Genomic DNA, 25413 nt, shown 5'->3' with positions numbered 1-25413 from the left:
GCTACCCACTTCGTGCCCGCAATCCCGTAGGTCGGGGCCGCGTCCCCGACGGACGAGGCATCCCCAATCGCCATCGGTTGCTCACGCGTGCTGATCGTCGCGGATGCGACCGCGACCTACGATATTGCCCGGGCCGGAATTGTCGCGGATGCGACCGCGACCGACCCACTTCGTGCCCGCAATCCCGTAGGTCGGGGCCGCGTCCCCGACGGACGAGGCATCCCCAACCGCCATCGGTTGTTCACGCGTGCTGATCGTCGCGGATGCGACCGCGACCTACGATATTGCCCGGGCCGGAATTGTCGCAGATGCGACCGCGACCGACCCATTCCGTGCCCGCAATCCCGCAGGTCGGGGCCGCGTCCCCGACAAACGAGGCATCCCCAATCGCCATCGGTTGTTCACGCGTGCTGATCGTCGCGGATGCGACCGCGACCTACGATATTGCCCGGGCCGGAATTGTCGCGGATGCGACCGCGACCGACCCATTCCGTGCCCGCAATCCCGCAGGTCGGGGCCGCGTCCCCGACGGACGAGGCATCCCCAACCGCCATCGGTTGTTCACGCGTGCTGATCGTCGCGGATGCGACCGCGACCTACGATATTGCCCGGGCCGGAATTGTCGCAGATGCGACCGCGACCGACCCATTCCGTGCCCGCAATCCCGTAGGTCGGGGCCGCGTCCCCGACAAACGAGGCATTCCCAATCGCCATCGGTTGTTCACGCGTGCTGATCGTCGCGGATGCGACCGCGACCTACGATATTGCCCGGGCCGGAATTGTCGCGGATGCGACCGCGACCGACCCATTCCGTGCCCGCAATCCCGTAGGCCGGGGCCGCGTCCCCGACAAACGAGGCTACGTCCGGGCCTCCTCCTCAGTGTGCCCGGCCGGTGGGTCGTCTTCTTCCTCGAGCTCGGGGTACATCTCCAGGGCCGCCGGCGACGTGGCGAACTGCGGCACCCAGTCACCCTGTTGTTCGAGCGGTACCGGCGGGCTGACGCGCATGCGCCACAGTGCAAAACCGGCCGGGATCAGGGCCGAGACGCCCATAAACGGCAGCAGCGCAGCCGGCCCGGTATGCTGCATCAGCAAGCCCGCAGACAGCGGGCCGATGATGGCACCGATACCGTAGAGCAGCTGCAGGCTGGAGGCGGCCTCGAGCATGTGTTCATTGTCAACATGATCATTGGTATGCGCCGCCGATAGGGCGTACATGCTGAAACCGAATGCGCCGTAGAGCAGGCCCCCGAGCATGATCAGACGCAGGTCCAGCTCGATCAGCCACAGTGCGCACAGCGCGGCCAGGCCGGTGACCAGACAGACCCAGGACAGCACCTTGCGCCGGTCGAAACGATCGGATATGCGCCCGATCGGCCACATCATCACCACCCCGCCGAGAATGCTCAGGCTCATGAAGCCGGAAATGCCTCTTGCATCAAGGCCGATACCGGCCGCCATCACCGGCGCCAGGCCCCAAAACGCACCGGTGCCGACGCCGGCGAACAGGGCGCCGACTACGCCCAGGGGAGAGGTTTTGTAAAGGCTGCCCAGACCCAGGCGGTGGGCTTCGACGATAGGCGGTTCCTTGACCCGCGTCAGCGCCACCGGCACCAGGCCGATCGACATCAGCACCGAACCCAGGGCGAACAGCTCCAACGTGGAGATGTCGCCGGCCAGCAGCAGCATCTGGCCGATACCGAGGCCGATCAGCGTGGTTGTCATGTAGACCGAGAAAATATGGCCGCGCTGTTCGTTGCTGGTCTGTTCGTTGAGCCAGCTTTCGATGACGATGTAGATGCCAACGATGCAGATACCGGCGGCTGCTCGCGCCACCAGCCAGATGATCGGGTTGGGAAACAGGCCGTGCAGCAGTACAGTGACCGAGCAGATCGAGGCCAGGGCGGCAAAGGTGCGCACATGGCCGCAGCCGCGGATCAGCCGGGGCACGATGAAGGTGCCGGCAACAAAGCCGCAGAAATAGCCGGCCATGATCAGCCCCAGCACGGCGCTGGAAAAGCCCTCCATGCCGCCACGCACGCCCAGTAGGGTGCCGACCAGGCCGTTGCCGGCCAGCAGAACGCCGATACCGAACAGCAGGGTGGCGATGGAGACAATGCCGCGCATGGCTGGGATTTCCCGAAGTCTGATGATCGATTATCTCAGAGTAACCGACATCCGACAGGCCCCGAGGCGCAACGGTTCCGACGGGTCGGCCGCCTGCGGCGATGAGCCGCAGGCTGCTTGAGCGATATCCAGGTTTCCAATTGGCCCCATCGCCCTGAAATGGCGTTGGTTCTAGTGTACCCCGTCACTCATCTTGTGACTTATAGCGAGTGCCTCAGGGGCCAGATGCAAGGCGCGATTGCGCCGGCGTAGTGGGGCTACGTCAAGCAATCGCAACGCCGCAGATGGCCCCTGAGGCGCTCGCCCGACCGGGAGCGCCGTAAAAGCCCGATCGCGGCGTTGACGCTCTTGCAAAGGGCACCACCCTTCCCGGCGAGCGCCGCCTTGCGCTCGGGCTTGTACGGTGCTCTATAAGTTACAAGATGAGTGACGGGGTACACTAGGCAACCCGGGGCTCGATCCCGCTGCTTCCGGTGCACGACGCCTGGATTTGAGCCATTCCTGATGCCCTGAATCCGATCGACATGATTGCCGGGTCAACAATGCCATCAGCGAATCCTGTCGAGCTTGCTCAGTCCGGCAGGAACAGCGCCTGCAGATCGTTGAGATAGCGATGCCCCAGCTCGCTGCGCCGGAGAATGGTCGAGCGCCCGATCGGTCGGTCGGGGTCGCATCCCCGACCTTCGGCGCTCGAGATCTCGAGCAGCCCCAACTCGATGGCTTGTGTCAAGACATCGCCAACGGTGCCGGCTGCCAGCCCGGTCCGATCCTCGAACTCGGCCAGCGCGACGGGCTCGTCCAGGCGCAGACGGTTAAGGAAATACTCGAAAGCCAGTTCGTCGCGACCGACGGTTTTTTCCTCGGCAATGAAGCTGCGGTCGTCGATCGCCTTCAGATAGGGTCGCGGGTGCGATTTTCGGCGGGTGCGGATTATGCACGCCTCGGCCGGCAGCGTAATCTTGCTGTGGGCACCGGCGCCGATGCCCAGGTAGTCGCCAAAGCGCCAGTAATTGAGATTGTGGACGCTTTCCTGGTCCGGCTTGGCCCAGGCCGAAATCTCGTAGGCATGAAGGCCAGCGGCCGACAGGCGCCCGGCGCAGGCTTCCTGCATGTCGATCACCGCGTCTTCGGGCGGCAGCGACGGCGGGTGTTTGGCAAACACGGTGTTGGGTTCGAGCGTGAGCTGGTAGTGCGACAGATGGCGCGGCCCGAAGGCCAGCGCGCGCTCGATGTCGGCCACGGCCCCGTCGATCGTCTGATCGGGCAGGGCCCACATCAGGTCAAGATTGAAGCGCTCGAAGCCGGCCGCCGTCACTGCTTCGATGGCGCCCGCGGCCTCGTCGGCCGAATGAATCCGGCCCAGCTCCTTCAGCTGCGCGTCATCGAAGCTCTGGATGCCGAGGCTGATGCGGTTGATACCGGCTTCGCGGTAGGCCTCGAAACGGTCGTGCTCGACTGTGCCCGGATTGGCCTCCATGGTGATTTCCGCGCCGGGCGCGATCTGAACGCGGGCGCGCACGCCGGCCAGCAACCGGTCGATGGCCCCGGCCGAAAACAGGCTGGGAGTGCCGCCGCCCAAGAAGACGCTGACCACCGGCCGTCCCCACACTCGCGGCAGGTCGGTCTCCAGGTCGGCCAGCAGCGCGTCGACATAGCGCTCCTCGGGCAGCTCCCCGGCCAGCGCATGCGAATTGAAATCGCAGTACGGGCACTTGGCTACGCACCAGGGCAGGTGAACGTAGAGCGACAATGGGGGTACTGAAAGCATGGGTAAATCCCTGGCTGATGGCGCCGTTATCCGGGGTCGCATCCCCGCGGACGAGGGGCATGCTACCCCACCGGAGGGCCATGCGTGCTCAAATCGGTGATTGCGCGCATGGGAAGGCCGGGGGCCTCGGATGTCTCGTCCGTCGGGGATGCGACCCCGACCTACCGCTACCGGGGCGATGGGTGTTCGAAATCCGCCGGGGGTGCGACCCCGACCTGCCGCTACCGGGGGTATGGGGGCCTCGGATGTCTCGTCCGTCGGGGATGCGACCCCGACCTACCGCTACCGGGGCGATGGGTGTTCGAAATCCGTCGGGGATGCGACCCCGACCTACCGCTACCGGGGGTATGGGTGTTCGAAATCCGCCGGGGGTGCGCCCCCGACCTGCCGCTACCGGGGGTATGGGGGCCTCGGATGTCTCGTCCGTCGGGGATGCGACCCCGACCTACCGCTACCGGGGCGATGGGTGTTCGAAATCCGTCGGGGATGCGACCGCGACCTGCCGCTACCGGGGCGATGGGTGTTCGAAATCCGTCGGGGATGCGACCCCGACCTGCCGCTACCGGGGCGATGGGTGTTCGAAATCCGTCGGGGATGCGACCCCGACCTACCGCCACCGGGGCGATGGGTGTTCGAAATCCGTCGGGGATGCGACCCCGACCTGCCGCCACCGGGGCGATGGGTGTTCGCAATCCGTCGCGGATGCGACTCACTATATTCCCACCGGGCACGGCATGTGTCTTGCATCGGCGATTCGGCCACGAATCCGGGTAGGTCGGGGCCGCGTCCCCGACGGACGAGGTGGGGAATCTGTACTGAAGGCGTGAGTGGAAAGGCGAAAGGCGAAAGGAAAAGCTCAGTCGCGGATGCGACGGCGACCTACGACAACCGTTCGATCAGCGCCGCGAGTGCCTGGCCGCGGTGGCTGACGCGGGCTTTTTCTTCCATCGGCAGTTCGGCGGCGGTGGCGCCGAGCTGGCGGTCGTGGAACAGGGGGTCGTAGCCGAAGCCGTTGCTGCCGCGCGCGGTCTCGAGGATGTGGCCGTGCCAGCGGCCTTCGGCGATGATTGGTGACGGGTCGGCGGCGTGACGCAGCAGCACCAGGCAGCAGTGGAAGTGTGCGCTGCGCCGTTCCATCGGCAGGTCGGCCAGTTCCTCGAGCAGCTTGCGGTTGTTGTCCGCGTCGCTGGCCTGGGCACCGGCATAGCGCGCCGAGTGGATTCCCGGGCGACCGTTGAGCGCCTCCACGACCAGGCCGGAGTCGTCGGCCAGGGCCGGCAGCCGTGATACGCGTGCCGCTTCGCGGGCCTTGATCAGCGCGTTTTCGACGAAGGTCAGCCCGGTTTCCTCGACCGGATCGATATCGAAATCGGCTTGCGAATGGATCGTGATACCCAAAGGCTCGAGCACGTGCGACAGCTCCCTGAGCTTGCCGGGATTGCCGCTGGCCAGGACGAGCCTGCCGCCGTCAAGCCCCATCGAGAGCGGCTTCCTGGGTGACGATCAGTTCGGCCACGCCCTTTTCGGCCAGCTCGAGCATGGCGTTGAGTTCTTCGCGGCGAAAGGCGTGACCCTCGGCGGTGCCCTGGATCTCGATGAATCCACCGCCGTCGTTCATGACCACGTTCAGATCGGTATCGGCGCCGGAGTCTTCCGCGTAGTCCAGGTCGAGCACTGCATGGGCGCCAAGCATGCCCACCGACACAGCGGCCACCCGACCGTGGATGGGCTTGCGCCGGAGCTTGCCGGCGTCGAACAAGGTGTCCATGGCGTCGACCAGAGCCACGTAAGCGCCGGTGATCGACGCGGTGCGCGTCCCGCCATCGGCCTGCAGGACGTCACAATCGAGGGTGACAGTGCGCTCGCCCAGCGCCTCGAGGTTGACCACCGAACGCAGGCTGCGCCCGATCAGGCGCTGGATCTCCAGGGTGCGTCCACCCTGCTTGCCGCGGGTGGCCTCGCGCATGTTGCGCGTACCGGTCGCTCGCGGCAGCATGCCGTACTCGGCCGTCACCCAGCCCTGACCCTGACCGCGCAGCCACGGCGGCACGCGCTCTTCCACGCTGGCGGTACACAGCACTCGCGTATCGCCGCAAGAAATCAGCACCGAGCCTTCAGCGTGACGGGTGTAATGTCGTTCGATACAGACAGGGCGCAGTTCGTCAAGCCGTCGGCCGGAAGCTCTCTGCAAGGCCATGGGTCCTTTCTATTCGGGGTGCGCCAAGGGTACCATGAGCGATTCGGAACTGAACCGGTTTGCGCACATGATTCGTTCAATGACCGCTTTTGCGCGGTGCTCTGCTACCGCCGGCGCCGGCGAACTGACCTGGGAGCTGCGATCGGTCAACCAGCGCTACCTGGACCTGTCGCTGCGGATGCCCGATGACTTCCGCGCCCTCGAGCCGGATGTGCGCCAGCGTCTGAAAGACCGTCTGGCGCGCGGCAAAGTCGAGGCCGGGCTGCGTTTTCGGCTCGATCCCGGCGTGCAGGCCGCGGAAATACGCCTGAATCGGGATCTGGCGCGCTCGCTGCTCGAGGCCCATGAGGAGCTGGCTGAGCTGGCCGACGGTAATACCCGCACCGAGCTGACCGGATTGCTGGCCTGGCCAGGCCTGATCGAACAGCGGCCGATCGACGCCGAGCAGATCCACGCACCGGCACTGGCGCTGCTCGATCAGGCGCTCGACAGTCTTGTGGCCAGTCGTGCCAGAGAGGGAGAGGCCATAGCCGCCATGCTCGAACAGCGTCTGGGCGGAGTCGAACAGCAGGTCGCTCAGGTGCGTGAGCAGCTGCCCGCCATTCGCCAGGCGCTCGATGCGCGCTTTCGGCAGCGCCTCGAGTCGCTTTCCGCGCCGGTCGAGCCGGGCCGGATCGAGCAGGAAGTGGTGCTGCAGCTGCAAAAGCTCGACGTGGATGAGGAACTGGACCGGCTCGAGGCGCATGTCGCCGAGGTGCGCCGGGTCCTGGCGCTCGACGAGCCCGTCGGCCGGCGCCTGGATTTTTTGATGCAGGAGCTCAACCGGGAGGCCAACACGCTCGGCTCCAAGGCATCGCTGGCCGATGTGGGTCAGGCCGCGGTGGAGCTCAAGGTGCTGGTCGAGCAGATGCGCGAGCAGGTCCAGAATGTCGAATAGCGGCGAAATCTATATCATTGCCGCGCCCAGCGGGGCCGGCAAGACCAGCCTGATCAATGCCCTGATCGAGCGCTGCCCGCGCCTGGCGCTGTCGATTTCCGACACGACCCGCCCCGCGCGACGCGGCGAAGTCGACGGTGAGCACTACCATTTCGTTGATGTCGACACTTTCCGGCAGGGCGTCGGAGCCGGTCGCTATCTCGAACATGCCGAGGTATTCGGCAACCTCTACGGGACCTCGCATGATCGCGTTCGCCGGCTATGGGATCAGGGCCGGGACGTGCTGCTTGAAATCGACGTCCAGGGAGCCGCCCAGGTGCGCCAGCGTCATCCCGGAACCTGCGCCATTTTCATCCTGCCGCCATCCCTGGAGACGCTGGCGCGGCGGCTGGAACAGCGCGGTCTGGATGCGCCGGACGTGATTCGCCGGCGCCTTGGAGAGGCGCAGCGCGAGATCGGCGCCTGCCGGGATTTCGACTGGATGGTGGTCAATCAGGACTTCGAGCGCGCCGTCACAGATCTGCAGGCGATCATCACCGCCTGGCCACTGCGGCGATCGCGTCAGGCCTCCCGGGTCGCCCGGCTGTTGGATGAATCAGCCAGCCGGATTACAATAAGGGATTGATTCGCGGCCGCAACGGCCATTTTTTCCCAAGGAAGCATGATTTCATTATGGCAAGAGTAACTGTTGAAGACTGTATCGAGGCCGTACCCAACCGCTTCGAGCTGGTCATGACCGCTGCGCAGCGCGCCCGCATGATTGCCAATGGCGCGGATCCGCTGGTCGAAGAGGAATCGGACAAGCCGACCGTCATGGCCCTGCGCGAGATTGCCGAGGGCGAGGTCACCGACGAAAACATTGCCGGCCTGCAGGCCGAGCTTGACGCGCGGCTGGCGGCCATGCAGTCCGAGATTCCAGCGCCGCCCGAGGACGATCTCGACTGAACCTGGCCACGACCCGACTGACGCCCCCCCACCCGAACGGAGTTGTGCCATGCTGCCCGGTCCGGTTCGCGAGCTGAGGGGGCTGCTCAATACTTACCTCGAACCGGAGCATGTCGCCATCGTGCTGCGTGCCTACGAGGTTGGCGCCGAAGCGCACGAGGGTCAGAAGCGCCGCACGGGCGAAGCCTATATCTTTCATCCGGTTGAGGTCGCGCGCATCCTCGCCGGCATGCGCATGGATCACCAGACCATCGCCGCAGCCATCCTGCATGACACCATCGAGGACACTGCGCTCGAACACGCAGATCTGGAGCGCGACTTCGATCCGCAGATCGCAAAACTGGTCGACGGCGTCACCAAGCTGGACAAGATGAAGTTCCGCACCCGGCGCGAGGCCGATGCGGAGAGCTTCCGCAAGCTGCTGCTGGCCATGAGCCGTGACCTGCGCGTGATCTTCATCAAGCTGGCTGATCGTCTGCACAACATGCGCACGATCGAGGCGATGTCGGTGAACGCGCGGCGGCGGATTTCGGCCGAAACGCTAGATATTTACGCACCGATCGCGGCCCGGCTGGGCATGAACGAGCTGCGCGAGGAACTCGAGGATCTGGGCTTTTGCCATCTCTATCCCAACCGCTATCGCATCATCAGCCGCCGGGTCAAGCGCAGTGCCGGAAACCGGGCCGAAATCATCGACTCGATCGGTGAATCGGTCAAGAAGCGCCTGAGCGAGGCCGGTATTCCGGCGCGCGTCGAGGGCCGTACCAAGACCACCTACAGCATCTACCGCAAGATGCGCGACAAGTCGCTGTCCTATGACCAGGTCATGGATCTGTACGCGTTTCGGATCGTGACCCAGTCCGAGCCGCACTGCTACCAGGCTCTGGGTATCGTGCACGCGCTCTACAAGCCCAAACCCGGCAGTTTCAAGGACTATATTGCGCTGCCCAAGCCGAACGGTTACCAGTCGCTGCACACCGTGCTCAATTCGTCCTATGGCGTACCGGTCGAAATGCAGATCCGCACCGAGGAGATGGACCTGGTTGCCGAGAAGGGCGCTGCCGCGCACTGGCTCTACAAGGCCACGCCGGACGGATCGACCGCAGTGCGGGCCCGTGAATGGCTGCTGAAGCTGGTCGAGACCCAGTCGCGTGCCGGCGATTCGGTCGAGTTCCTGGACGCGGCCAAGGCCGAGCTGTTTCCCGACGAGGTCTTCGTGTTCACGCCGCGCGGCAAGATCATCGATCTCAAGGCCGATTCGACCGCGCTGGACTTCGCCTATGCCATCCATACCGATATCGGCAACCAGGCCGTTGGCGCTCGTATCGACCGCGAACCCATGCCACTCAACACACGCCTGGAAAGTGGTCAGACGGTCGAGATCATCACCGATCCGGAGGCCACGCCCCAGCCCGAATGGCTGGAGTTCGTGGTCACCTCCAAGGCGCGCTCCAGCATCCGTGCCCACCTGAAGAATCTCGAACAGGCCGATTCGGTCGCCATCGGCCATCGCCTGCTCGATCAGGCCCTGGCCCGCCGCGGCTATTCGCTCGAGAAGATTTCGCAGCGCCGGCTCGGTCGCTACCTCAAGCGCCTCGGTGTCGATCGCCTCGAAGACCTGCTGATCCGGATTGCCCGCGGTGACATGCTCGCACGAGTCGTTGCGCACAAGCTGCTGCCGTTGACCCAGCGGCGGTCCAGCGAGGAGCCAGAATCCGAAAGCCTGACCATTGGCGGCACCGAGGGCAGCGCCATCGAGTACGCCAACTGCTGTCATCCGGTACCCGGTGATGCCATCATGGGCTACCTCTCGCCCGGCAAGGGGATTGTCGTGCATCAGCAGCGCTGCCCCAACGTGCCGGAGTTACGCAAGAGCCATGCCGATCGCTGTCTGGAAGTCAACTGGGCGCCGGTGATGCGTGGACAGTTCCTGGTGCGGCTGAAGATCGTGACGGTCAACGGCCCCGGTGTGCTGGCCTCGGTTTCGGCCACCCTGAGCGAGGTCGGCGCCAACATCGAGCGGGTCGAACAGCCCTCCAGCACGCGGGAGACGGCCATTTTGCACTTCACCCTGGCCGTGACCGGGCGCGATCAGCTCGCGCGCGTCATGCGCCGTCTGCGCCGCAACCGCCACGTGCTAAAAGTCACGCGGGAGATCGCGTGAGTATCAATCCGCCTGATTCACCACCCGCTCTACTGCGACGCCGCCAGACCGCGCATCTGCACCGTTTCGCTCGGTCGCGCATCCTTCACCGTACAGGTGAGTGCATTTCCGGCGCGCTCGGTCGAGAAACGCCTTATCTGCACGCCCTGACGACCTCTCGTGACGTGCGGGTGGTGAATGACGCGGGATCAAACGAGTTGCATGCCGGCGCGGGTGCTGTTACAAGGCAAGTCTGCACGTTCGGCCGCAGGGTGGAGGCGAGGCCCGTTCTTCGGACACGCCCTGTTGCCGGAGCCATCCTGCGCGCAAGTCTTATCAACCATGCGAGATCGGCTCGTCTGCGGCATCAAGGGCTGAACGATTGACACGCTGCCTGGCTTACATCCCCGGAGAAGGATCATGTCAAGACAACCCATCCATTCCAGCCACGCACCGGCGGCCATCGGGCCGTATTCCCAGGCCGTCAGGTCCGGTGACACGGTTTACCTGTCCGGTCAGATTCCGCTCGATCCGGCGACCGGCGAAGTCGTCGAAGGCGACTTCACCGATCAGGTCAACCGCGTATTTGACAACCTGAAGGCGGTGGCCGAGGCAGCCGGCGGCTCGCTTGACGATGTCGTCAAGCTCAATATCTTCCTGACTGACCTGGGGCAGTTTGGTGTGGTCAACGAGCTGATGGCCGAGCGCTTCTCCGAGCCGTATCCGGCGCGGGCCACTGTCGAGGTTTCGGCCCTGCCCAGGGGCGTGCCGGTCGAGATGGATGCCGTCATGGTGCTGGGCGGCGGCTGAACGCCGTCGACCGGTATTGTCTGCATCGTGAGCGAAGGCGGCCTGCGCGCGGTCAGCGAACTCGATGGCGTCGGGCCGCAGGTGGCCTCGCGCCTGAAGGCGCTGGGCCTGACCCGCGAGATCGACTTGCTGTTCCATCGCCCGTTGCGCTACGAAGACCGCACGCGTATCGTGCCGATGAACCGGGTTCGGCCGGACACCCGCGTGCAGGTCGAGGGCCGGGTCGTCCACCATGAAGTGGTGCAGCGCCGGCGGCGCATGCTGCTGGTGACGCTGGCCGACGACGCCGGCGAAATCACGCTTCGTTTCTTCCGCTTCTACCCCTCGCAGCAGCGCATGTTCCGGGTGGGCAACCGGGTGCGCTGCTTCGGCGATGTGCGTTTCGGGCCGCAGGGTTTTGAAATGGCCCATCCACAGGCGCAGGTGCTGGGCAAGGGCGCCGCGCCGCCGCTGCCGAAGTACCTGACCGCCATCTACCCGGTTACCCAGGGCCTGGCCCAGGCCACGCTGGCCCGCTTGATCGACGCGGCTGTCGAGCGCGCGCTTTCCGGTGCGCTGGCGCTGCCGGATGCGCTGGCCGGAGCTGCTTGTCCGGCTCTGGTCGAGTGCGTTCGCATCGTTCACCGGCCGGCACCTGACGAGAGACTCGACGCCCTTCTCGACGGCCATCATCCGGCCGTGCAGCGTCTGGCCGTTGAAGAGCTGCTGGCCCATCACCTCGCCCTGACCCGGCTCAACCGCGCCCGCGCCCGTCAGCAATCGCGGCCGCTCAAACCGGATGCGGCGCTTGAGTCGCGCCTGCTCGAGGCCGTCGGCTTCGCGCCGACGGGCGCACAGCGACGCGTGATTGCCGAGATTGCGGGCGACCTGGCCGGACGCCGGCCCATGCGTCGCCTGTTGCAGGGCGACGTCGGCTCGGGCAAGACACTGGTCGCGGCCTTCGCCCTGCTGGCCGCGGCCGCCAGCGGCCGCCAGGCGGCGATCGTCGCGCCCACCGAAATTCTGGCCGAGCAGCACCTCAACACGCTCTCGGCGTGGCTTGGTCCGCTGGATATCGAGCCGGTCTGGCTGGCCGGCAAGGTCAAGGGCAAGGCCCGGCGCGAGGCGCTTGAGGGCCTGGCCGGCGATGCGTCGATCGCGATCGGCACGCATGCCCTGTTCCAGAAAGGCGTGGAATTCCGTGACCTGGCGCTGGTCGTGGTCGACGAGCAGCACCGCTTCGGCGTGCATCAACGCCTGGCGCTAGCCGCCAAGGGCAGCGAGGGGCAGCGCGTGCCGCACCAGCTGGTGATGACCGCCACACCGATCCCGCGCACCCTGGCGATGACCAGCTATGCCGGCCTCGACATTTCGGTGATCGACGAGCTGCCGCCGGGTCGCAAGCCGGTGACTACCGTGGCCATCAGTCAGGGCCGTCGCGAGGAAATCATCGAGCGCCTCAGGCGCGCCCTGGCCGAGGGTCGCCAGGCCTACTGGGTCTGCCCGCTGATCGAGGAGTCCGATGTGCTCGAGGCACAGGCGGCCGAGTCGACCGCCGGGGAGCTGGCCGCAGCCTTGCCGCAGTTTACCGTCGGGCTGGTTCACGGTCGCATGAAACCGACCGACAAGCAGGGCGTGATGGAAGACTTCGCCGGCGGCCGGGTCGACCTGCTGGTCGCGACCACGGTGATCGAGGTTGGCGTGGATGTACCCAATGCCAGCCTGATGATGATCGAAAACGCCGAGCGGCTCGGGTTGTCTCAGCTGCACCAGCTCAGGGGCCGGGTCGGACGCGGCAGCGAACAGGCCGCCTGCGTGCTGATCTACAAACCGCCGCTGGGACAGACCGCGCAGAAGCGCCTTGAGACGATGCGCGAGACCAACGACGGCTTCGTCATTGCCGAACGGGATCTCGAGCTGCGCGGCCCCGGTGAGGTGCTCGGCACCCGCCAGACCGGCATGCTGCGTTTCCGCGTGGCCGACCTGGCGCGCGATGCCGGGCTGCTCGATTCGGTCAAGTCGCTGGCCGGAACGCTTGATGCTGCAGGCGCCGACCTGATCATCGAGCGCTGGCTGGGGGATGCCGAGCAGTTCGTGGACGTCTGAGCCGACGCTGGCGCCATGGCCCCGAAGGCGGTGGTCGGATGGGTGCCCTGGCCGGCTACTCCAGTTCGTCCAGCCGCACCACGAATTCGGTCAGGTACCAGATCGTGGTGCCCTCGAATCCCGAATCGCTCAGGCCGTAGACCCAGATGCGGCCCTCGGCGTCGGCGGTGACTTCAAGTGCCTGCCCGGCGGTCGAGACGCGCTTGAGGCGCCACGGCCGATCCGGATCCGCGCACAGCGATTCATCAAGGCCGTTGGCCAGAGTGCCGACGCCCAGCGCATCGTCACCCGGGCTGGCCTGCTGACCCAGGTCGAGGATGGCCCGGTGCATGCCGTCGACGATCTCGGTATCGGGCCGTTGGCCGGCCGCGCCGAGCCGCATGAACACGCTGTCCCCGGGCGACCCGCCGATACCGACGCAGCCTGACGGCACATCGCTGGCAAACTGCATCTCCAGCTCGATGACATAGCTGGCGCCGGGAGTCAGTCCGCGAAGCGGGCGAAACAGCAGCATCATCAGATCGTCGGAGTGATTGTTGCCGCTGATCTCGATGCCGCCGCGATCATCCCATGGTGCCGGCATTGCGCGGTGGCCCGCGGCCAACTCGTAGAAGTCCTCCCCGCCTTCGGGATAGTCGACAAACAGCGGCTCGAAGCCCTGGTTGCCGTGACGCAGATCCCAGGCCACGGTCTGGCCCGGCGCCTCCGGGCCGCAGCGCGAGCCATCGATGCGGGTCAGCCGCTGCAGCGGGAACTCGGCGGGCAGGTAGGCGCCCTCTTCGGGTGTGTAGGAAAACGCTGCCGCATCGCAGCCGGTGCGGCGGATCTGGATTCGGCCCCACTTCGTGCCCGCAATCTCGTCGGACTCGAAGTCGGGCGGAAAGCGGGTGCCCTCGAAGCGGTACAGATCGGCAACGATCGTGTCGCCTTCGATGCGGCCCTCACCGAACAGCCACAGGGGCTGGCCCTCGGTGTCGAAGGTATACCAGGCAACGACCGCGCGACTCAGATCGATGATTTCGAGCTGCAGGCCATGTCCGGGCTGACCGGCAACGAACCAGTTTCCGGTCATGTCGGCATCGATGACCATGTCGGCCCTTGCCGACGACACGACCACCGTGCAGAACATGATGACGGCTGTTGTCCGTTTGGCAAGGCTCATCGATCGCTCCAGGCGAGGCAAGACTGCTCCAAGCGTAGCAGACGGAAGCGGCAGCGCGCATCCCGGCGCGCCGTTCGGTTGCTACCGTTGATGCAAGCGCCCCCCGGGTTGTGCGATACTTTGCCGCTCCGTACGGCACGGCATTGTCGTACCGGTTCGTCAAACCACAGCCCAAGGAGACCCCGGTGAGCGACCGCAACATCACCCTGTCCGACGAGGAGTCCGGAAAAGTACTGGAGCTGCCGGTGGTGGCCGGTACTGAAGGTGATCCGACGCTGGACATCAGCCAGCTGCACCCGACACTGGGATACTTCACCTTCGATCCCGGCTACGGGGCGACGGCGAGCTGCAAGAGTGACATCACATTCATTGACGGCAATGCCGGCATCCTGCGCTACCGCGGATATCCGATCGAGCAGCTGGCCGAGCGGTCCAACTTTGTCGAGGTGGCCTATCTGCTGCTCTACGGCGAACTGCCCGACCCGAACCAGTACGGTCAGTTCGAGCGCGATATTACCTACCACACCATGGTCCACGAGAAGATCAACAACTTTATCTCGGGCTTTCACTACAACGCCCATCCGATGGCCATTCTGTCGGGTGTCGTGGGCTCGATGGCCGCCTTCTATCACGACAAGCTCGACGTCAACGATCCCGAGCAGCGCGAGCTGGCCGCCAAACGGCTGATCGCCAAGATGCCGACCATTGCTGCCGCTGCCTACCGCCACTACATGGGCTGGCCGAGCGCCTACCCGCGCAACTCGCTGGACTACTCCGAGCGCTTCTTGCACATGATGTTTTCGGTTCCAGCCGAGGCCTACGAAGTCAATCCGGTGGCGGCCCGGGCGCTGGATCTGCTGTTCATCCTGCACGCCGACCACGAACAGAATGCCTCGACCTCGACCGTCCGGCTGGTCGGATCGACCGGCGCCAATCCCTATGCCTGCGTGGCCGCCGGCCTGGCGGCGCTATGGGGGCCGGCACATGGTGGCGCCAACGAGGCCGTGCTCAACATGCTCAACGAGATCGGCGATCTCAGCCGGGTCGGCGAGTTCATCAAGCGCGCCAAGGACAAAAACGACCCGTTCCGGCTGATGGGCTTCGGCCATCGCGTCTACAAGAATTTCGATCCGCGTGCCACCATCATTCGCAAGGCCTGCCACGAGGTGCTCGAAGATCTGGGCCAGCAGGATCCGCTGCTTGATCTGGCCATGGAGCTGGAACGGATTGCGCTCGAAGACGACTACTTCGTCGAGCGCAAGCTGTATCCCAACGTTGATTTCTACTCCGGCATCATCTACAAGGCCCTGGGGATCCCGACCAGCATGTTCACCGCCATGTTCGCCATCGGCCGCACCGTTGGCTGGGTTAGCCAGTGGCTGGAACAGTCGGCCACGCCCCACCGCATCGGGCGGCCCCGCCAGGTCTACACCGGCGCCGCCGAGCGCGACTATGTGGCGATCGACAGGCGGTAGGGGCGAGGTGAAAGGCGAAAGGTGAAAGGCGCCTTGCGCCGCTTCCCTCCTCCTCAAATAAACAGATCCGGCAACAGCTCGTTGCCGGGCTCGACGGCGTACTGGTCCAGGTCGGTCACACCCATCTTCTCGAGCACATCCTCGTCGATGAAGAAATGGCCGGTGGTCTCGCCGGCGGGCCGGGTCAGGATCCAGTGGGCGGTGTCAGCCAGGATCTCGGGTTTGCGGCAGTTCTCCGGCCGGACGGCGCCGCCGAGCATGGCCAGCGCGGCCGTGGCGATGACCGTCTTCGGCCACAGGGCGTTGACGGCAATGCCGCGCTCGCGGAATTCCGCTGCCATGCCCAGCACGCACATGCTCATGCCGTACTTGGCCATGGTGTAGGCGACGTGCGGTGCGAACCACTTCGCGTCCATATTCAGCGGCGGTGAGAGATTGAGAATATGCGGGTTCCCGGCCCGCTCCAGCCAGGGCAGGGCGGTCTGCGAGCAGACGAACGTCCCCCGCGTATTGACCCCGTGCATGAGATCGAAGCGCTTCATCGGTACGTCCGGCGTGGGTGCCAGATAGATCGCCGAGGCGTTGTTGACCAGGATGTCGATGCCGCCGAACCGGTCGGCTGTCTCGCGCATGGCATCGGCAACGGCTGTTTCGTCGCGAATGTCGACTTTCAGCGGCAGCGCCTGGCCCCCGGCCGCCTCGATTTCCGCCGCCGCCGTGTGAATGGTGCCGGGCAGTTTCGGGTGCGGTCGATCGGTCTTGGCGGCAATCGCGATGTTGGCGCCGTCGGCGGCGGCCCGGAGCGCAATGGCCAGGCCAATGCCGCGTGAGCCGCCGGTAATGAACAGGGTTTTTTGCTTGAGTGATGGATTCATGATGGCAAATCGTCATTCCAGGGACAGAACATCGCATTATGCTATGGAATGACGGTAGCCAGCGCCATTTGGAATGGAATCCAGTCTGATCGCCGGTATCATCGAGTTTGCCCGGGTGCACCCGGGGTGGCTGGTCGGCATGGCCCTGGTGTTTGCCTTTCTCGAATCGCTGGCCATCGTCGGCCTGTTCATTCCCGGGATCGTGCTGCTGTTCATCGTCGGTGCCGTGGTTGGCTCCGACCCGGTCCTGTTTGCCGCCTGCTGGGCCAGTGCTTCGAGCGGTGCCCTGGCCGGTGATCTGGTCAGTTACGGATTGGGCCGCCGCTACCGCGATCGGATTGACCGGCTGTGGATTCTGCGTCGTCGGGCCGATCTGCTGGCTGCCGCCCGGGGTGCGGTGGCGACCCACGGCCGCAAGGGGCTGTTTTTCGGACGGCTGATCGGGCCGTTGCGTCCGCTGACACCGCTGGTGGCCGGCATGATGGACCTGCCTGTCAGGCGCCTTCTGAGCGTGGCCGTGCCGGCGTGCATCATCTGGTCGCCCCTGTATCTGCTGCCGGGCATGCTGTTTGGCGCGTCACTGTCCCTGGCGGCGGAGTTCGCCGGCCGCCTGGTTGCGGTACTGATCATCCTCGTCGCCGGTGTATGGCTGGCGGTCTGGCTGACGCGCCTGGTCTATGGCTACACGGCGCGCCGCAGCGCCTGGTGGCTGCGCAGCCTGATTCGCTGGAGTCGCGATCATCCGGTGATCGGCGGGCTGGCCCGGCCCTTGTTCGAGCCCGCTTCGGGACGGCGCGAAGCCATCTCGGTGGCGTTGCTGGGCCTGCTGCTGCTGGCCTGTATCGGCGTGCTGGCTGCGGTGCTGACGATTGCGCCGCTGGTCGGCGGCGACGATCAGCAGTCCGTCCAGGCGCTTGCCGGGCTGGCCGCCAGCTTGCGCACGCAAACGGCCGATCCCCTGTTCATCACGCTGGGGCTGGCCGGGGATCTGCCGGTCATGGGTCTGGTTGCTGGCCTGATGACGATCCTGATGGTTGCGCTTGGACGTGGAAACGCAGCAGCGCACTGGCTGGTTGCCACCGCCGGCGGCTGGCTGCTGGCCGAGGTGCTGGCGGCGCTGATGAGCCTGACAGCGCCGGCTCCGGCGCTTCTGCCGGCACTTGGTGAGCTGCCGCATCGCGGGCTGACGCTGACCACGGTCGTGCTCGGTTTCTTTGCCGTGATGATTGCCAAGGATCTCGCCGCAAGCCGCCGCAAGTGGCCCTACCTGATCAATTCCGCGCTGCTGACGATGATGGTCTTTTCCCATTTCTACCTGGCGCGCGCGTCTCTCAGCGGCCTGCTGGCTGCGCTGGCACTCGGCGGTGGCTGGCTGGCGCTGGTTGGCATGGCCTATCGTCAACGTGCGCTGCAGCGACGCCATCCGGCGATGCTGGCGGTTGCCTTTTACGCCCTGATCGTTGCTGCGACCGCACTGCAGTTCCCGGCCGGCTACGGGCGGCTGGCCGACATCACCCGCATGGCCCTGCCAGAGCGCTCGCTGGCCCGGGACGACTGGTTGACAGGGCAATGGCGCAGCTTGCCGCAGCAGCGTTCGCAGATCGGTGATGCGGCACGGCAGCGCTTTGACTTCCAGTATGCCGGGCCTGTCGACGCGTTCGAGGACGAGCTGGCGCGGTCGGGCTGGGTGCGGCCCGGGGAGCGATCAGGCGGACTGGCGGCGCTGCTCAGCGTACCGCCCCGTCGCGATGCGCTGCCCCATCTGCCGCGCGACTTTGCCGGCCATCGCGAGCGCCTGGTCCTCGTTCGGCCGCTCGACGAGGATCGAAAGGCCGTGCTGCGGCTGTGGGATTCGGGGGTTGCTCTCGACCCGGGCGCTGTCCCGGTCTGGCTTGGGCAGGTGCGAATCGAGGGTATCGGCGAATTCCTGCTGCTGCTGCACCGCTGGCGCGAGACGGGTGATGCGCGGCGGGCTATGGCGGTGCTGGAGCGCTCGCTTGGATCGATCGAGGTGATTGATGTGGAAGACGGCGGGCGCGTGTTGCTCGCCTACTGATCGTCCTGCAGCAGGCTGACCAGCGCTTCCAGGCGCGCAACGGGGTCGGTGATTTCGAGCAGCGCCTGGCTGTGCTCGAGCGACAGCGCCAGGATGGCGCTCAGCGCGCGTCCCAGGCTGCCGGCATCCTCGATGTCGACATCGACCCGATGGGCCACTTCGCGCTGGCGCAGCAGCTCCTGCATCAGTGTTTGCAGTGTGGCAAATCGTATCGGCACCGGCACGGCCGGCTCCGGCGGCAGCCAGTTCGCCTCGGCAATCAGCAGGCCGTTATCGCGTGCTCGCGTGGACTGAACGCGAAAACGCCGCTGGCCACGACAGCTCACGCCCAGCAGTCCGTCCTCGAGCGTGGTGAAGTCGATCAGCGCCGCCTCCGTGCCGACGCGGGCATGCCGGGCGGCCGGGTGGTCGCCGTCGCCGGTGTGTGCACAGACCACGCCAAAGCCGGTGCTGCTGCGGGCGCAATCGCGAATCATGTCGAGATAGCGTGGCTCGAAAATACGAAGCGTCACGACGGCGCCGGGGAACAGCACCGTTTGCAGCGGGAATAGCGGCAGCTCCACGGTGTTCACTTCAGCGTGTCGAAGAATCGTCGCGGGGCGTTGTCAAAGCCCCGGTTGCTCATGAATATCACGTGATCACCGCTGCGGGCCTGGGCACGCAGGTCCTCGAGCAGGTCGTCGACAAGCCGGTGCGGCCGCCCATCGCCGCCGGTGTGTTCGAGCAAATCGTGAGGGTTCCAGTCCATGCCCTCGGATGTGCGCAACCAGACATGGTCGGCGGCGGCCAGGGCCGGCGGCAGTTCGGCGACGTGAAAGCCGCCGCGCATGGTATTGCTGGCCGGTTCCAGCGCGACCAGGATACGGGCCCCGCCAACGGCGCGCCGCAGGCCTTCGAGCGTCAGGCGGATGGCCGTTGGATGGTGGGCGAAATCGTCGTAGACGCTGATGCCGGCGCGTTCGCCGAGCAGCTCCAGCCGTCGCTTGACGCCGCGGAATCTGCACAGCGCCTCGATGGCGGTCGAGGGTGCCACGTCGGCCTGGGCCGCGGCAGCCACGGCGGCCAGCGCATTGAGCGCGTTATGGCGGCCGGTCAGGGACCAGCTCAGCGTGCCGACGGCCTGTCCGTCATGGAGAAAAGTCAGCTTTCGGCCGGCGGGCTCGTCCAGGCGAACCTGCCAGGCACATTCGCTCGAGTCGCTGATGCCGAACAGGTGCATCGGGCTCCAGCAGCCGCGTTCGAGCACCTGTCGCAGGGCCGCGTCAGCGGCATTGACCACCACATGACCGTTGCCCGGAATGGTGCGAACCAGATGGTGAAACTGGGTCTGGATGGCGCCGAGGTCGGGATAGATATCGGCGTGGTCGAACTCGAGATTGTTGAGCACGGCAATCCGCGGGCGATAGTGCACGAACTTCGCGCGCTTGTCGAAGAAGGCGGTGTCGTACTCGTCGGCCTCGACCACGAACAGGCGCTGGCCCGAGCGGGCGGACAGCTCGAAGTTGAGCGGAACGCCGCCGATCAGGAACCCGGGCTGCAGGCCGGCGTGTTCGAGAATCCAGGCCAGCATGCTGGCGGTCGTGGTCTTGCCGTGGGTGCCGGCGACCGCCAGCACGGTTCGGTGCCGCAGGTAATTCTCGCCAAGCCAGCGCGGCCCCGAGCTGAATGGAATATCGTGATTGAGAATATGCTCGACGGCCGGGTTGCCGCGGCTGAGCGCATTGCCGATGAGCACCAGCTCGACATCGTCCGGGATATGGGCCGGGTCATAGCCCTCGTGGACCGCAATTCCCAGCGACGCAAGCAGCGTGCTCATCGGTGGGTAGGCGTTTTCGTCCGATCCGCTGACGCGGTGCCCGTCGGCTCGCGCCAGCGCGGCCAGACCGCCCATGAACGTGCCGCATATGCCGAGTATGTGAATGTTCACGGAACCCCCGTCAGAGCAGTGATGGTCAGCAGGCTGATGGCAAACAGGACCACCGCCACGGTCAGGCCGGTCACGAACCGGACCTCGAGCGCGTGGCGCCAGATATGGGCATCGACTGCGAACGACCAGAAAAACAGAAACAGGCTGAGCAGCACCAGTGGCGCCGTTGGCGGCCTGGCGTCCGATGCGGACAGCGGCAGGGCCGCCAGCGACAGGATCGCCGCCGTGCCGAACAGCGCGGTCAGGGTCTGCTCGGTCCGCTCCGGACGCCTGCGCAGTGCCAGTACAATGCGAGCCAGCCCGATGGGCAGGACTACGGCCAGCAGCAGGAAAGTTGCCGGACGCTCCGGCTGCCCTGCCCAGTGCATGCTCAAGGCCAGCGCCGCCAGGTAGAGCAATACCGACAGCCCCGTCGGCAGCCAGCCGGCCGGCAGGTCCTGGGGGCCGAGTCGCAGCAGGACAATGCCCAGCAGCCGGGACAGGAATTCAATCATGCAAGAACCACTCAAGCCGCATCGCCGACTGGATTGTACCGGAATGCTGTGTCCGCAGCCGGTGGTCAGCACGCGGTCGGTGATCAACGACATGGCCCAAGGCGAGCTGCTCGAAGTCATCGCAACCGATCCGCTGGCCGAGCTTGACCTGGCGGTCTTCTGCCACAAGACCGGGCATGAGCTGGTTCATGCCGAGCGCGGGCCGGACACGCTGCGGGTGCTGATTCGGGTCAGTCCAAGACCGCCGCCAGCCGCTGATTGATCGCCTCGATCGTGCCGGCGCCGTCAACCTGCACCAGGAGCCCGCGTTCGTCGTAGTAGTGCGACACCGGCGCGGTCTGTTGGCGGTAGACCTCAAGGCGATTGCGCACCACGTCTTCGCTGTCGTCGGAGCGATTTTCCTCGGCCGCGCGGTTTGCCAGCCGTTCGATGATCTGCTCCTCGTCGACAACCAGTTCGACCGCGCGGTCAAGCGGCTGGCCGAGCCGGGTCAGCAGCTGGTCGAGCGCATGCGCCTGGGCCAGGTTGCGCGGGTAGCCGTCGAGAATGAACCCCGGTTCGACCTCGGGCTGACCCAGCTTTTCCTCGATCAGGCCGAGCATCAGCTCATCTGAAACCAGCTGTCCGGCGTCCATCGCCGCCCTGGCCTTGCGGCCCAGTTCGGTGCCTTCGGCAACGGCCGCGCGCAGCAGTTCGCCGGTCGAAATATGCGGCACGCCGATTCGCTCCTTGAGCAGCGCCGCCTGAGTGCCCTTGCCGGAGCCCGGCGGGCCAAGCAAAACGATACGCATAAGATGTTGTCGCCGCGATGCGGCAGTCGGTGGAATCAAGCCGCCAAAGCTAACCGGGATGACCGGGGGTGTCAAATGGCGGCATCGCTGCCTGCGGCTGGTTTGGTGGCGTCCTGGCGGATCGAAGTCCGCGCAGGCCGGGTCCGCGTCGCTGACGGACGAAGTATCAGGCGCGAATACGCGTAGATCGGTGTGTACAGATCTCGGATAATGTCCGTCGGGGACGCGGCCCCGACCTAAGGGACTCAACGGGGCGCGGCCCCGACCTGCGGGCGCTCAATCAGGCAGGCATGCGCATGGACGATTCGATATGCTTCCCCCAACGTCGAGTGAGAAAACACCCCATGCCGAAGAAGAATATCTTGTATGCCCAGTCCGGCGGCGTCACGCCGGTGATCAATGCAACCGCGGCGGCGGTGATCGAGACCGCGCGCGCCAACCGCGATCGCATCGGCCGGGTGCTGGCTGCGCGCGACGGCATCATCGGTGTCCTGGAAGAGCGCCTGGTGGACGCTTCAAGGCTGAGCCAGAAGGATCTCGAGGCCCTGGGTTACACCCCGGGCGGGGTGTTCGGGTCGTGTCGCCACAAGCTCAAGTCGATCGAGGACAACCGGCACGAGTACCAGCGGCTGATCGATGTCTTCCGGGCCCACGATGTCGGCTACTTTTTCTACAACGGCGGCAATGACTCGGCCGATACGGCCTGGAAGGTCTCGCAGATTGGCGACACGCTCGGTTTTCCGGTCCAGTGCATCGGCATACCCAAGACCATCGACAACGACCTGGCGGTGACCGACAACTGCCCCGGGTTCGGATCGGTGGCCAAGTACGTGGCCGTCTCGATCATGGAGGCCAGCCTGGACGTCATGGCGATGGCGTCGAGCTCGACCCGGGTCTTCATCATGGAGGTCATGGGTCGTCATGCCGGCTGGATTGCCGCGGCCGGCGGACTGGCTGCGCGCGGCAAGGGCGATCCGCCGCAGGTCATCCTGTTTCCGGAGGTGGCGTTCGACGAGCGGACGTTCTGTGCCACGGTGAAACGTTCGGTCGACGGCCAGGGCTACTGCTCGATCGTGGTCTCGGAGGGCGCGCGTGATGCCGCTGGCCGATTCCTGGCCGATGCCGGCACCATCGATGCGTTCGGGCACCGACAGCTCGGCGGCGTGGCGCCGGTCGTGGCCGACATCGTCAAGCGCCGACTGGGTTACAAGTGCCACTGGGCAGTCAGCGACTATCTTCAGCGCTCGGCCAGGCACATTGCCTCGGCAACCGATGTCGAGCAGGCCCGGGCGGTGGGCAGGGCGGCGGTGGAACTGGCGCTGGCCGGCCAATCGAGCGTGATGCCGGTCATCAAGCGCCACTCCGATCAGCCTTACCGCTGGACCATCGAGTCGGCACCGCTGTCGCGCATTGCCAACCGCGAAAAGAAGATGCCGAAGAAATTCATCTCGGCCAGCGGGTTCGGCATCACGCCCAGCTGCCGTGCCTACCTGGAGCCGCTGATCCGGGGCGAGGCCTACCCGGTCTACGGGCGCGACGGTCTGCCGCAGTACCTGCGCCCGGAACTGGTCGATCGCCCGCGCCGGCTGAAACCCTTCAAGGTGTAGATTTATTGATGTGGCTGATTGTGTATAAGTTCAGTATTTGAAAAATCGATGCAATGGCGTTGCATCGGCCGGCCTGACTCGCTAGTCTGCACGCTCCTGTCCGACGACTCGCACAAAGACTGAACATGTCATCGAAACTGCAAGCCCTGAACGACTGGGTCGATCAGGTGGCCGCGCACACCCGCGCGGCTCGGGTGCACTGGTGCGACGGTTCCCGTGCCGAACGCGATCGACTGCTCGAGCAGATGCTTGAATCCGGTGAGCTGGAGCGGCTCAACCCGCAGTCTCATCCGGACTGCTATCTGCACCGCTCCGACCCTGACGACGTCGCGCGCGTCGAGCACCTGACCTACGTGTGCACCGAGCGCGAGGACGACGCCGGCCCGAACAACAACTGGATGGCCCCGGCCGAGGCGCGCGCGCTGATGAACGGTCTGTTCGCCGGCTGCATGGAGGGCCGCACGCTTTATGTGGTGCCGTACTGCATGGGCCCGGTCGATTCTCCGCTGGCGCGCTGCGGTGTCGAGATCACCGACAGCGCCTACGTGGTGGCCAACATGCGGCTGATGACGCGCATGGGCGCGTCGGCGCTCGAGCGTATCGAGCGCGACGGCGGCTTCGTCAAGGGGCTGCACTCGACCGGCGAGCTCGACCCGAACCGGCGCTACATCATGCACTTTCCCGAAGCGCTGTCGATCCAGAGTTATGGCTCGGGCTATGGCGGCAACGCGCTGTTGGGCAAGAAATGCCACGCGCTGCGCATTGCCAGTCACCAGGCGCGCAGCGAGGGCTGGCTGGCCGAGCACATGCTGATCGTCGGCATCGAGAATCCAGAAGGTGAGGTGCGCTACATTGCCGGCGCCTTTCCCTCGGCCTGTGGTAAGACCAACCTGGCCATGCTGATTCCGCCGGCGGTCTATCGGGAGGCCGGCTGGAAGGTCTGGACCGTCGGTGACGACATCTGCTGGCTGCAGCCAGGCAAGGATGGCCGGCTGTGGGCGATCAACCCGGAAGCCGGGTTTTTCGGGGTCGCGCCGGGGACCAGCGAAAAGACCAACCCGAATGCTCTGGCGATGCTCGGTCGCGAGACGATCTTTACCAACGTTGCAGTGACCGAGGACCGCCAGCCGTGGTGGGAGGGGCTCGACCAGCGTCGTCCCGTGCGCGATTGGCGCGGACGCGACTATGACCCCAAGAACGGCCCGGCGGCGCATCCGAATTCCCGCTTTACGGTGTCGATCAAGCGCTGTCCGAGCTACTCCGGCCAGGCGGAGAATCCGCGTGGTGTGCCGATCGACGCCATCATTTTCGGCGGGCGGCGCGCGACCCTGGCGCCGCTGGTGCTCGAGGCGCACGACTGGGTACACGGCGTGCTGCTGGGGGCCGGCATGGCCTCGGAGACCACGGCGGCGGCCACCGGACAGGTCGGTGTGGTGCGCCGCGATCCGATGGCGATGAAGCCGTTTTGCGGCTATCACTTCGGTGATTACTGGGCGCACTGGCTCGATATCGGCAGCCGCCTTTCACATCCGCCCCGCATTTTTCAGGTCAACTGGTTCCGGCGCGATGCCGGCGGCCGGTTCATCTGGCCGGGGTTTGGCGACAACATGCGCGTGCTCGAGTGGATTCTGGCGCGCTGTGCCGGCGGTGGTGAAGCCGAGGAGCGGGCCGTGGGGCGTTTGCCTGCCGAAGGCGCCATTCGCCTCGACGGTCTCGACCAGGCGCCCGACATGAGCCAGCTGCTCGCGGTCGATCCCGATCAGTGGCGTGCCGAACTCGAGGCGGTCGCCGGTCATCTGGCCGGGTTCGGGCCGCGTGTGCCGTCGGCGCTCAACCAGGCGCTGGACCGCGTGCGCCGCGAATTGGGTTAGCCGTTTACGATCACTTAACAAACCCCTTTTCTTTGCTGCATGATGGTGCTAGTATCGGCGACGAGTTGAAGGGCCCGTTTGTTCGGGTCGCGCTGTATTGCGGCCGTCTGCGCGTGGCTCCTTGGCTCCGACACATTGCTGTC

General features: G+C 65.7%; 21 protein-coding genes. 11 read left to right on the top strand and 10 right to left on the bottom strand.

Features of this window, described 5'->3' with window-relative positions:
* Positions 1-858: 858 nt before the first annotated feature.
* The 4 genes from HND55_14345 to rph form a co-directional block, all read right to left on the bottom strand.
* Positions 859-2127, bottom strand: coding sequence for an MFS transporter (locus tag HND55_14345; protein QKK03739.1), 1269 nt, complete (start codon positions 2125-2127; stop codon positions 859-861).
* 571 nt (positions 2128-2698) lie between these two features.
* Positions 2699-3937 carry an oxygen-independent coproporphyrinogen III oxidase-like protein gene (locus HND55_14340; GenBank protein ID QKK03738.1) on the bottom strand — a complete coding sequence of 413 codons (1239 nt, stop codon included), beginning with the start codon at positions 3935-3937 and terminating at the stop codon, positions 2699-2701.
* An 837-nt stretch (positions 3938-4774) separates the two neighbouring features.
* Positions 4775-5374 (bottom strand): RdgB/HAM1 family non-canonical purine NTP pyrophosphatase, encoded by a 600-nt coding sequence (gene rdgB / locus HND55_14335; protein QKK03737.1) that lies wholly within the window; start codon positions 5372-5374, stop codon positions 4775-4777.
* Positions 5364-6092, bottom strand: coding sequence for a ribonuclease PH (rph, locus tag HND55_14330; GenBank protein QKK03736.1), 729 nt, complete (start codon positions 6090-6092; stop codon positions 5364-5366). Before rph ends, rdgB begins: the two co-directional genes overlap by 11 nt.
* Before the next feature lie 67 nt (positions 6093-6159).
* On the opposite strand from rph, the gene HND55_14325 reads away from it, so the two are divergent.
* The 6 genes from HND55_14325 (at position 6160) to recG (ending at position 13012) form a co-directional block, all read left to right on the top strand.
* Positions 6160-7029, top strand: coding sequence for a YicC family protein (locus tag HND55_14325; protein QKK04127.1), 870 nt, complete (start codon positions 6160-6162; stop codon positions 7027-7029).
* Positions 7019-7654, top strand: a complete 636-nt coding sequence (gene gmk / locus HND55_14320) for a guanylate kinase (protein ID QKK03735.1) — start codon at positions 7019-7021, stop codon at positions 7652-7654. Before HND55_14325 ends, gmk begins: the two co-directional genes overlap by 11 nt.
* Before the next feature lie 47 nt (positions 7655-7701).
* Positions 7702-7974 (top strand): DNA-directed RNA polymerase subunit omega, encoded by a 273-nt coding sequence (rpoZ, locus tag HND55_14315; protein ID QKK03734.1) that lies wholly within the window; start codon positions 7702-7704, stop codon positions 7972-7974.
* 49 nt (positions 7975-8023) lie between these two features.
* Positions 8024-10138 (top strand): bifunctional (p)ppGpp synthetase/guanosine-3',5'-bis(diphosphate) 3'-pyrophosphohydrolase, encoded by a 2115-nt coding sequence (locus tag HND55_14310; GenBank protein QKK03733.1) that lies wholly within the window; start codon positions 8024-8026, stop codon positions 10136-10138.
* A gap of 399 nt (positions 10139-10537) precedes the next feature.
* A complete protein-coding gene (locus HND55_14305) occupies positions 10538-10927 on the top strand; it encodes a RidA family protein (protein QKK03732.1) in 390 nt (129 codons plus the stop codon).
* 24 nt (positions 10928-10951) lie between these two features.
* Positions 10952-13012, top strand: coding sequence for an ATP-dependent DNA helicase RecG (recG, locus tag HND55_14300; protein QKK04126.1), 2061 nt, complete (start codon positions 10952-10954; stop codon positions 13010-13012).
* 55 nt (positions 13013-13067) lie between these two features.
* On the opposite strand, the gene HND55_14295 is transcribed toward recG, so the two are convergent.
* Positions 13068-14174, bottom strand: coding sequence for a hypothetical protein (locus HND55_14295; GenBank protein ID QKK03731.1), 1107 nt, complete (start codon positions 14172-14174; stop codon positions 13068-13070).
* 185 nt (positions 14175-14359) lie between these two features.
* Here HND55_14295 and HND55_14290 point away from each other — a divergent pair, with 185 nt between their 5' ends.
* On the top strand, positions 14360-15649 hold the full coding sequence (locus HND55_14290; GenBank protein QKK03730.1) for a citrate synthase: 1290 nt from the start codon (positions 14360-14362) through the stop codon (positions 15647-15649).
* A 53-nt stretch (positions 15650-15702) separates the two neighbouring features.
* Here the strand turns inward: HND55_14290 and HND55_14285 are convergent, their stop codons facing one another.
* Positions 15703-16524: an NAD(P)-dependent oxidoreductase gene (locus HND55_14285; protein ID QKK03729.1), complete on the bottom strand. Its 822-nt coding sequence runs from the start codon at positions 16522-16524 to the stop codon at positions 15703-15705.
* Between the two features lie 73 nt (positions 16525-16597).
* Here HND55_14285 and HND55_14280 point away from each other — a divergent pair, with 73 nt between their 5' ends.
* Entirely contained in the window at positions 16598-18580 is a 1983-nt protein-coding gene (locus tag HND55_14280; protein ID QKK03728.1) for a DedA family protein, read from the top strand.
* Here HND55_14280 and HND55_14275 read toward each other — a convergent pair.
* From HND55_14275 to HND55_14265, 3 genes are read right to left on the bottom strand one after another with little or no spacing between them, the layout of a single operon-like run.
* Positions 18574-19152 carry a peptidase S16 gene (locus HND55_14275; protein QKK03727.1) on the bottom strand — a complete coding sequence of 193 codons (579 nt, stop codon included), beginning with the start codon at positions 19150-19152 and terminating at the stop codon, positions 18574-18576. The two genes, HND55_14280 and HND55_14275, sit on opposite strands and share 7 nt — an antisense overlap.
* On the bottom strand, positions 19149-20507 hold the full coding sequence (gene mpl / locus HND55_14270) for a UDP-N-acetylmuramate:L-alanyl-gamma-D-glutamyl-meso-diaminopimelate ligase (protein ID QKK03726.1): 1359 nt from the start codon (positions 20505-20507) through the stop codon (positions 19149-19151). The genes HND55_14275 and mpl overlap by 4 nt, the downstream gene beginning before the upstream one ends.
* Positions 20504-21001: a hypothetical protein gene (locus HND55_14265; protein ID QKK03725.1), complete on the bottom strand. Its 498-nt coding sequence runs from the start codon at positions 20999-21001 to the stop codon at positions 20504-20506. The genes mpl and HND55_14265 overlap by 4 nt, the downstream gene beginning before the upstream one ends.
* Between HND55_14265 and HND55_14260 the strand changes: the two genes are divergently transcribed.
* The gene (locus tag HND55_14260) at positions 21000-21263 is read left to right on the top strand and encodes a sulfurtransferase TusA family protein (protein QKK03724.1); all 264 of its coding nucleotides are present in this window, start codon (positions 21000-21002) and stop codon (positions 21261-21263) included. The two genes, HND55_14265 and HND55_14260, sit on opposite strands and share 2 nt — an antisense overlap.
* On the opposite strand, the gene HND55_14255 is transcribed toward HND55_14260, so the two are convergent.
* Entirely contained in the window at positions 21232-21792 is a 561-nt protein-coding gene (locus HND55_14255; GenBank protein ID QKK03723.1) for an adenylate kinase, read from the bottom strand. The two genes, HND55_14260 and HND55_14255, sit on opposite strands and share 32 nt — an antisense overlap.
* A gap of 344 nt (positions 21793-22136) precedes the next feature.
* Here HND55_14255 and HND55_14250 point away from each other — a divergent pair, with 344 nt between their 5' ends.
* Entirely contained in the window at positions 22137-23399 is a 1263-nt protein-coding gene (locus HND55_14250; protein QKK03722.1) for a 6-phosphofructokinase, read from the top strand.
* 125 nt (positions 23400-23524) lie between these two features.
* A complete protein-coding gene (locus HND55_14245; protein ID QKK03721.1) occupies positions 23525-25270 on the top strand; it encodes a phosphoenolpyruvate carboxykinase (GTP) in 1746 nt (581 codons plus the stop codon).
* Positions 25271-25413: the final 143 nt, after the last annotated feature.

The organism is Pseudomonadota bacterium, from assembly GCA_013285445.1.
Lineage (GTDB): Bacteria > Pseudomonadota > Gammaproteobacteria > Xanthomonadales > Wenzhouxiangellaceae > Wenzhouxiangella.
Note: the sequence above shows the minus strand (reverse complement) of the source record. Positions and strands in the feature narration are given on the sequence as shown.

What these genes read in the sequence shown, in the direction of transcription:
- HND55_14345 (QKK03739.1), bottom strand. Translation starts at nt 2,127, where the DNA reads ATGCGCGGCATTGTCTCCATCGCCACCCTGCTGTTCGGTATCGGCGTT.
- HND55_14340 (QKK03738.1), bottom strand. Translation starts at nt 3,937, where the DNA reads ATGCGACCCCGGATAACGGCGCCATCAGCCAGGGATTTACCCATGCTT.
- rdgB (QKK03737.1), bottom strand. Translation starts at nt 5,374, where the DNA reads ATGGGGCTTGACGGCGGCAGGCTCGTCCTGGCCAGCGGCAATCCCGGC.
- rph (QKK03736.1), bottom strand. Translation starts at nt 6,092, where the DNA reads ATGGCCTTGCAGAGAGCTTCCGGCCGACGGCTTGACGAACTGCGCCCT.
- HND55_14325 (QKK04127.1), top strand. Translation starts at nt 6,160, where the DNA reads ATGATTCGTTCAATGACCGCTTTTGCGCGGTGCTCTGCTACCGCCGGC.
- gmk (QKK03735.1), top strand. Translation starts at nt 7,019, where the DNA reads ATGTCGAATAGCGGCGAAATCTATATCATTGCCGCGCCCAGCGGGGCC.
- rpoZ (QKK03734.1), top strand. Translation starts at nt 7,702, where the DNA reads ATGGCAAGAGTAACTGTTGAAGACTGTATCGAGGCCGTACCCAACCGC.
- HND55_14310 (QKK03733.1), top strand. Translation starts at nt 8,024, where the DNA reads ATGCTGCCCGGTCCGGTTCGCGAGCTGAGGGGGCTGCTCAATACTTAC.
- HND55_14305 (QKK03732.1), top strand. Translation starts at nt 10,538, where the DNA reads ATGTCAAGACAACCCATCCATTCCAGCCACGCACCGGCGGCCATCGGG.
- HND55_14295 (QKK03731.1), bottom strand. Translation starts at nt 14,174, where the DNA reads ATGAGCCTTGCCAAACGGACAACAGCCGTCATCATGTTCTGCACGGTG.
- HND55_14285 (QKK03729.1), bottom strand. Translation starts at nt 16,524, where the DNA reads ATGAATCCATCACTCAAGCAAAAAACCCTGTTCATTACCGGCGGCTCA.
- HND55_14280 (QKK03728.1), top strand. Translation starts at nt 16,598, where the DNA reads ATGGAATCCAGTCTGATCGCCGGTATCATCGAGTTTGCCCGGGTGCAC.
- HND55_14260 (QKK03724.1), top strand. Translation starts at nt 21,000, where the DNA reads ATGCAAGAACCACTCAAGCCGCATCGCCGACTGGATTGTACCGGAATG.
- HND55_14265 (QKK03725.1), bottom strand. Translation starts at nt 21,001, where the DNA reads ATGATTGAATTCCTGTCCCGGCTGCTGGGCATTGTCCTGCTGCGACTC.
- HND55_14255 (QKK03723.1), bottom strand. Translation starts at nt 21,792, where the DNA reads ATGCGTATCGTTTTGCTTGGCCCGCCGGGCTCCGGCAAGGGCACTCAG.
- HND55_14250 (QKK03722.1), top strand. Translation starts at nt 22,137, where the DNA reads ATGCCGAAGAAGAATATCTTGTATGCCCAGTCCGGCGGCGTCACGCCG.
- HND55_14245 (QKK03721.1), top strand. Translation starts at nt 23,525, where the DNA reads ATGTCATCGAAACTGCAAGCCCTGAACGACTGGGTCGATCAGGTGGCC.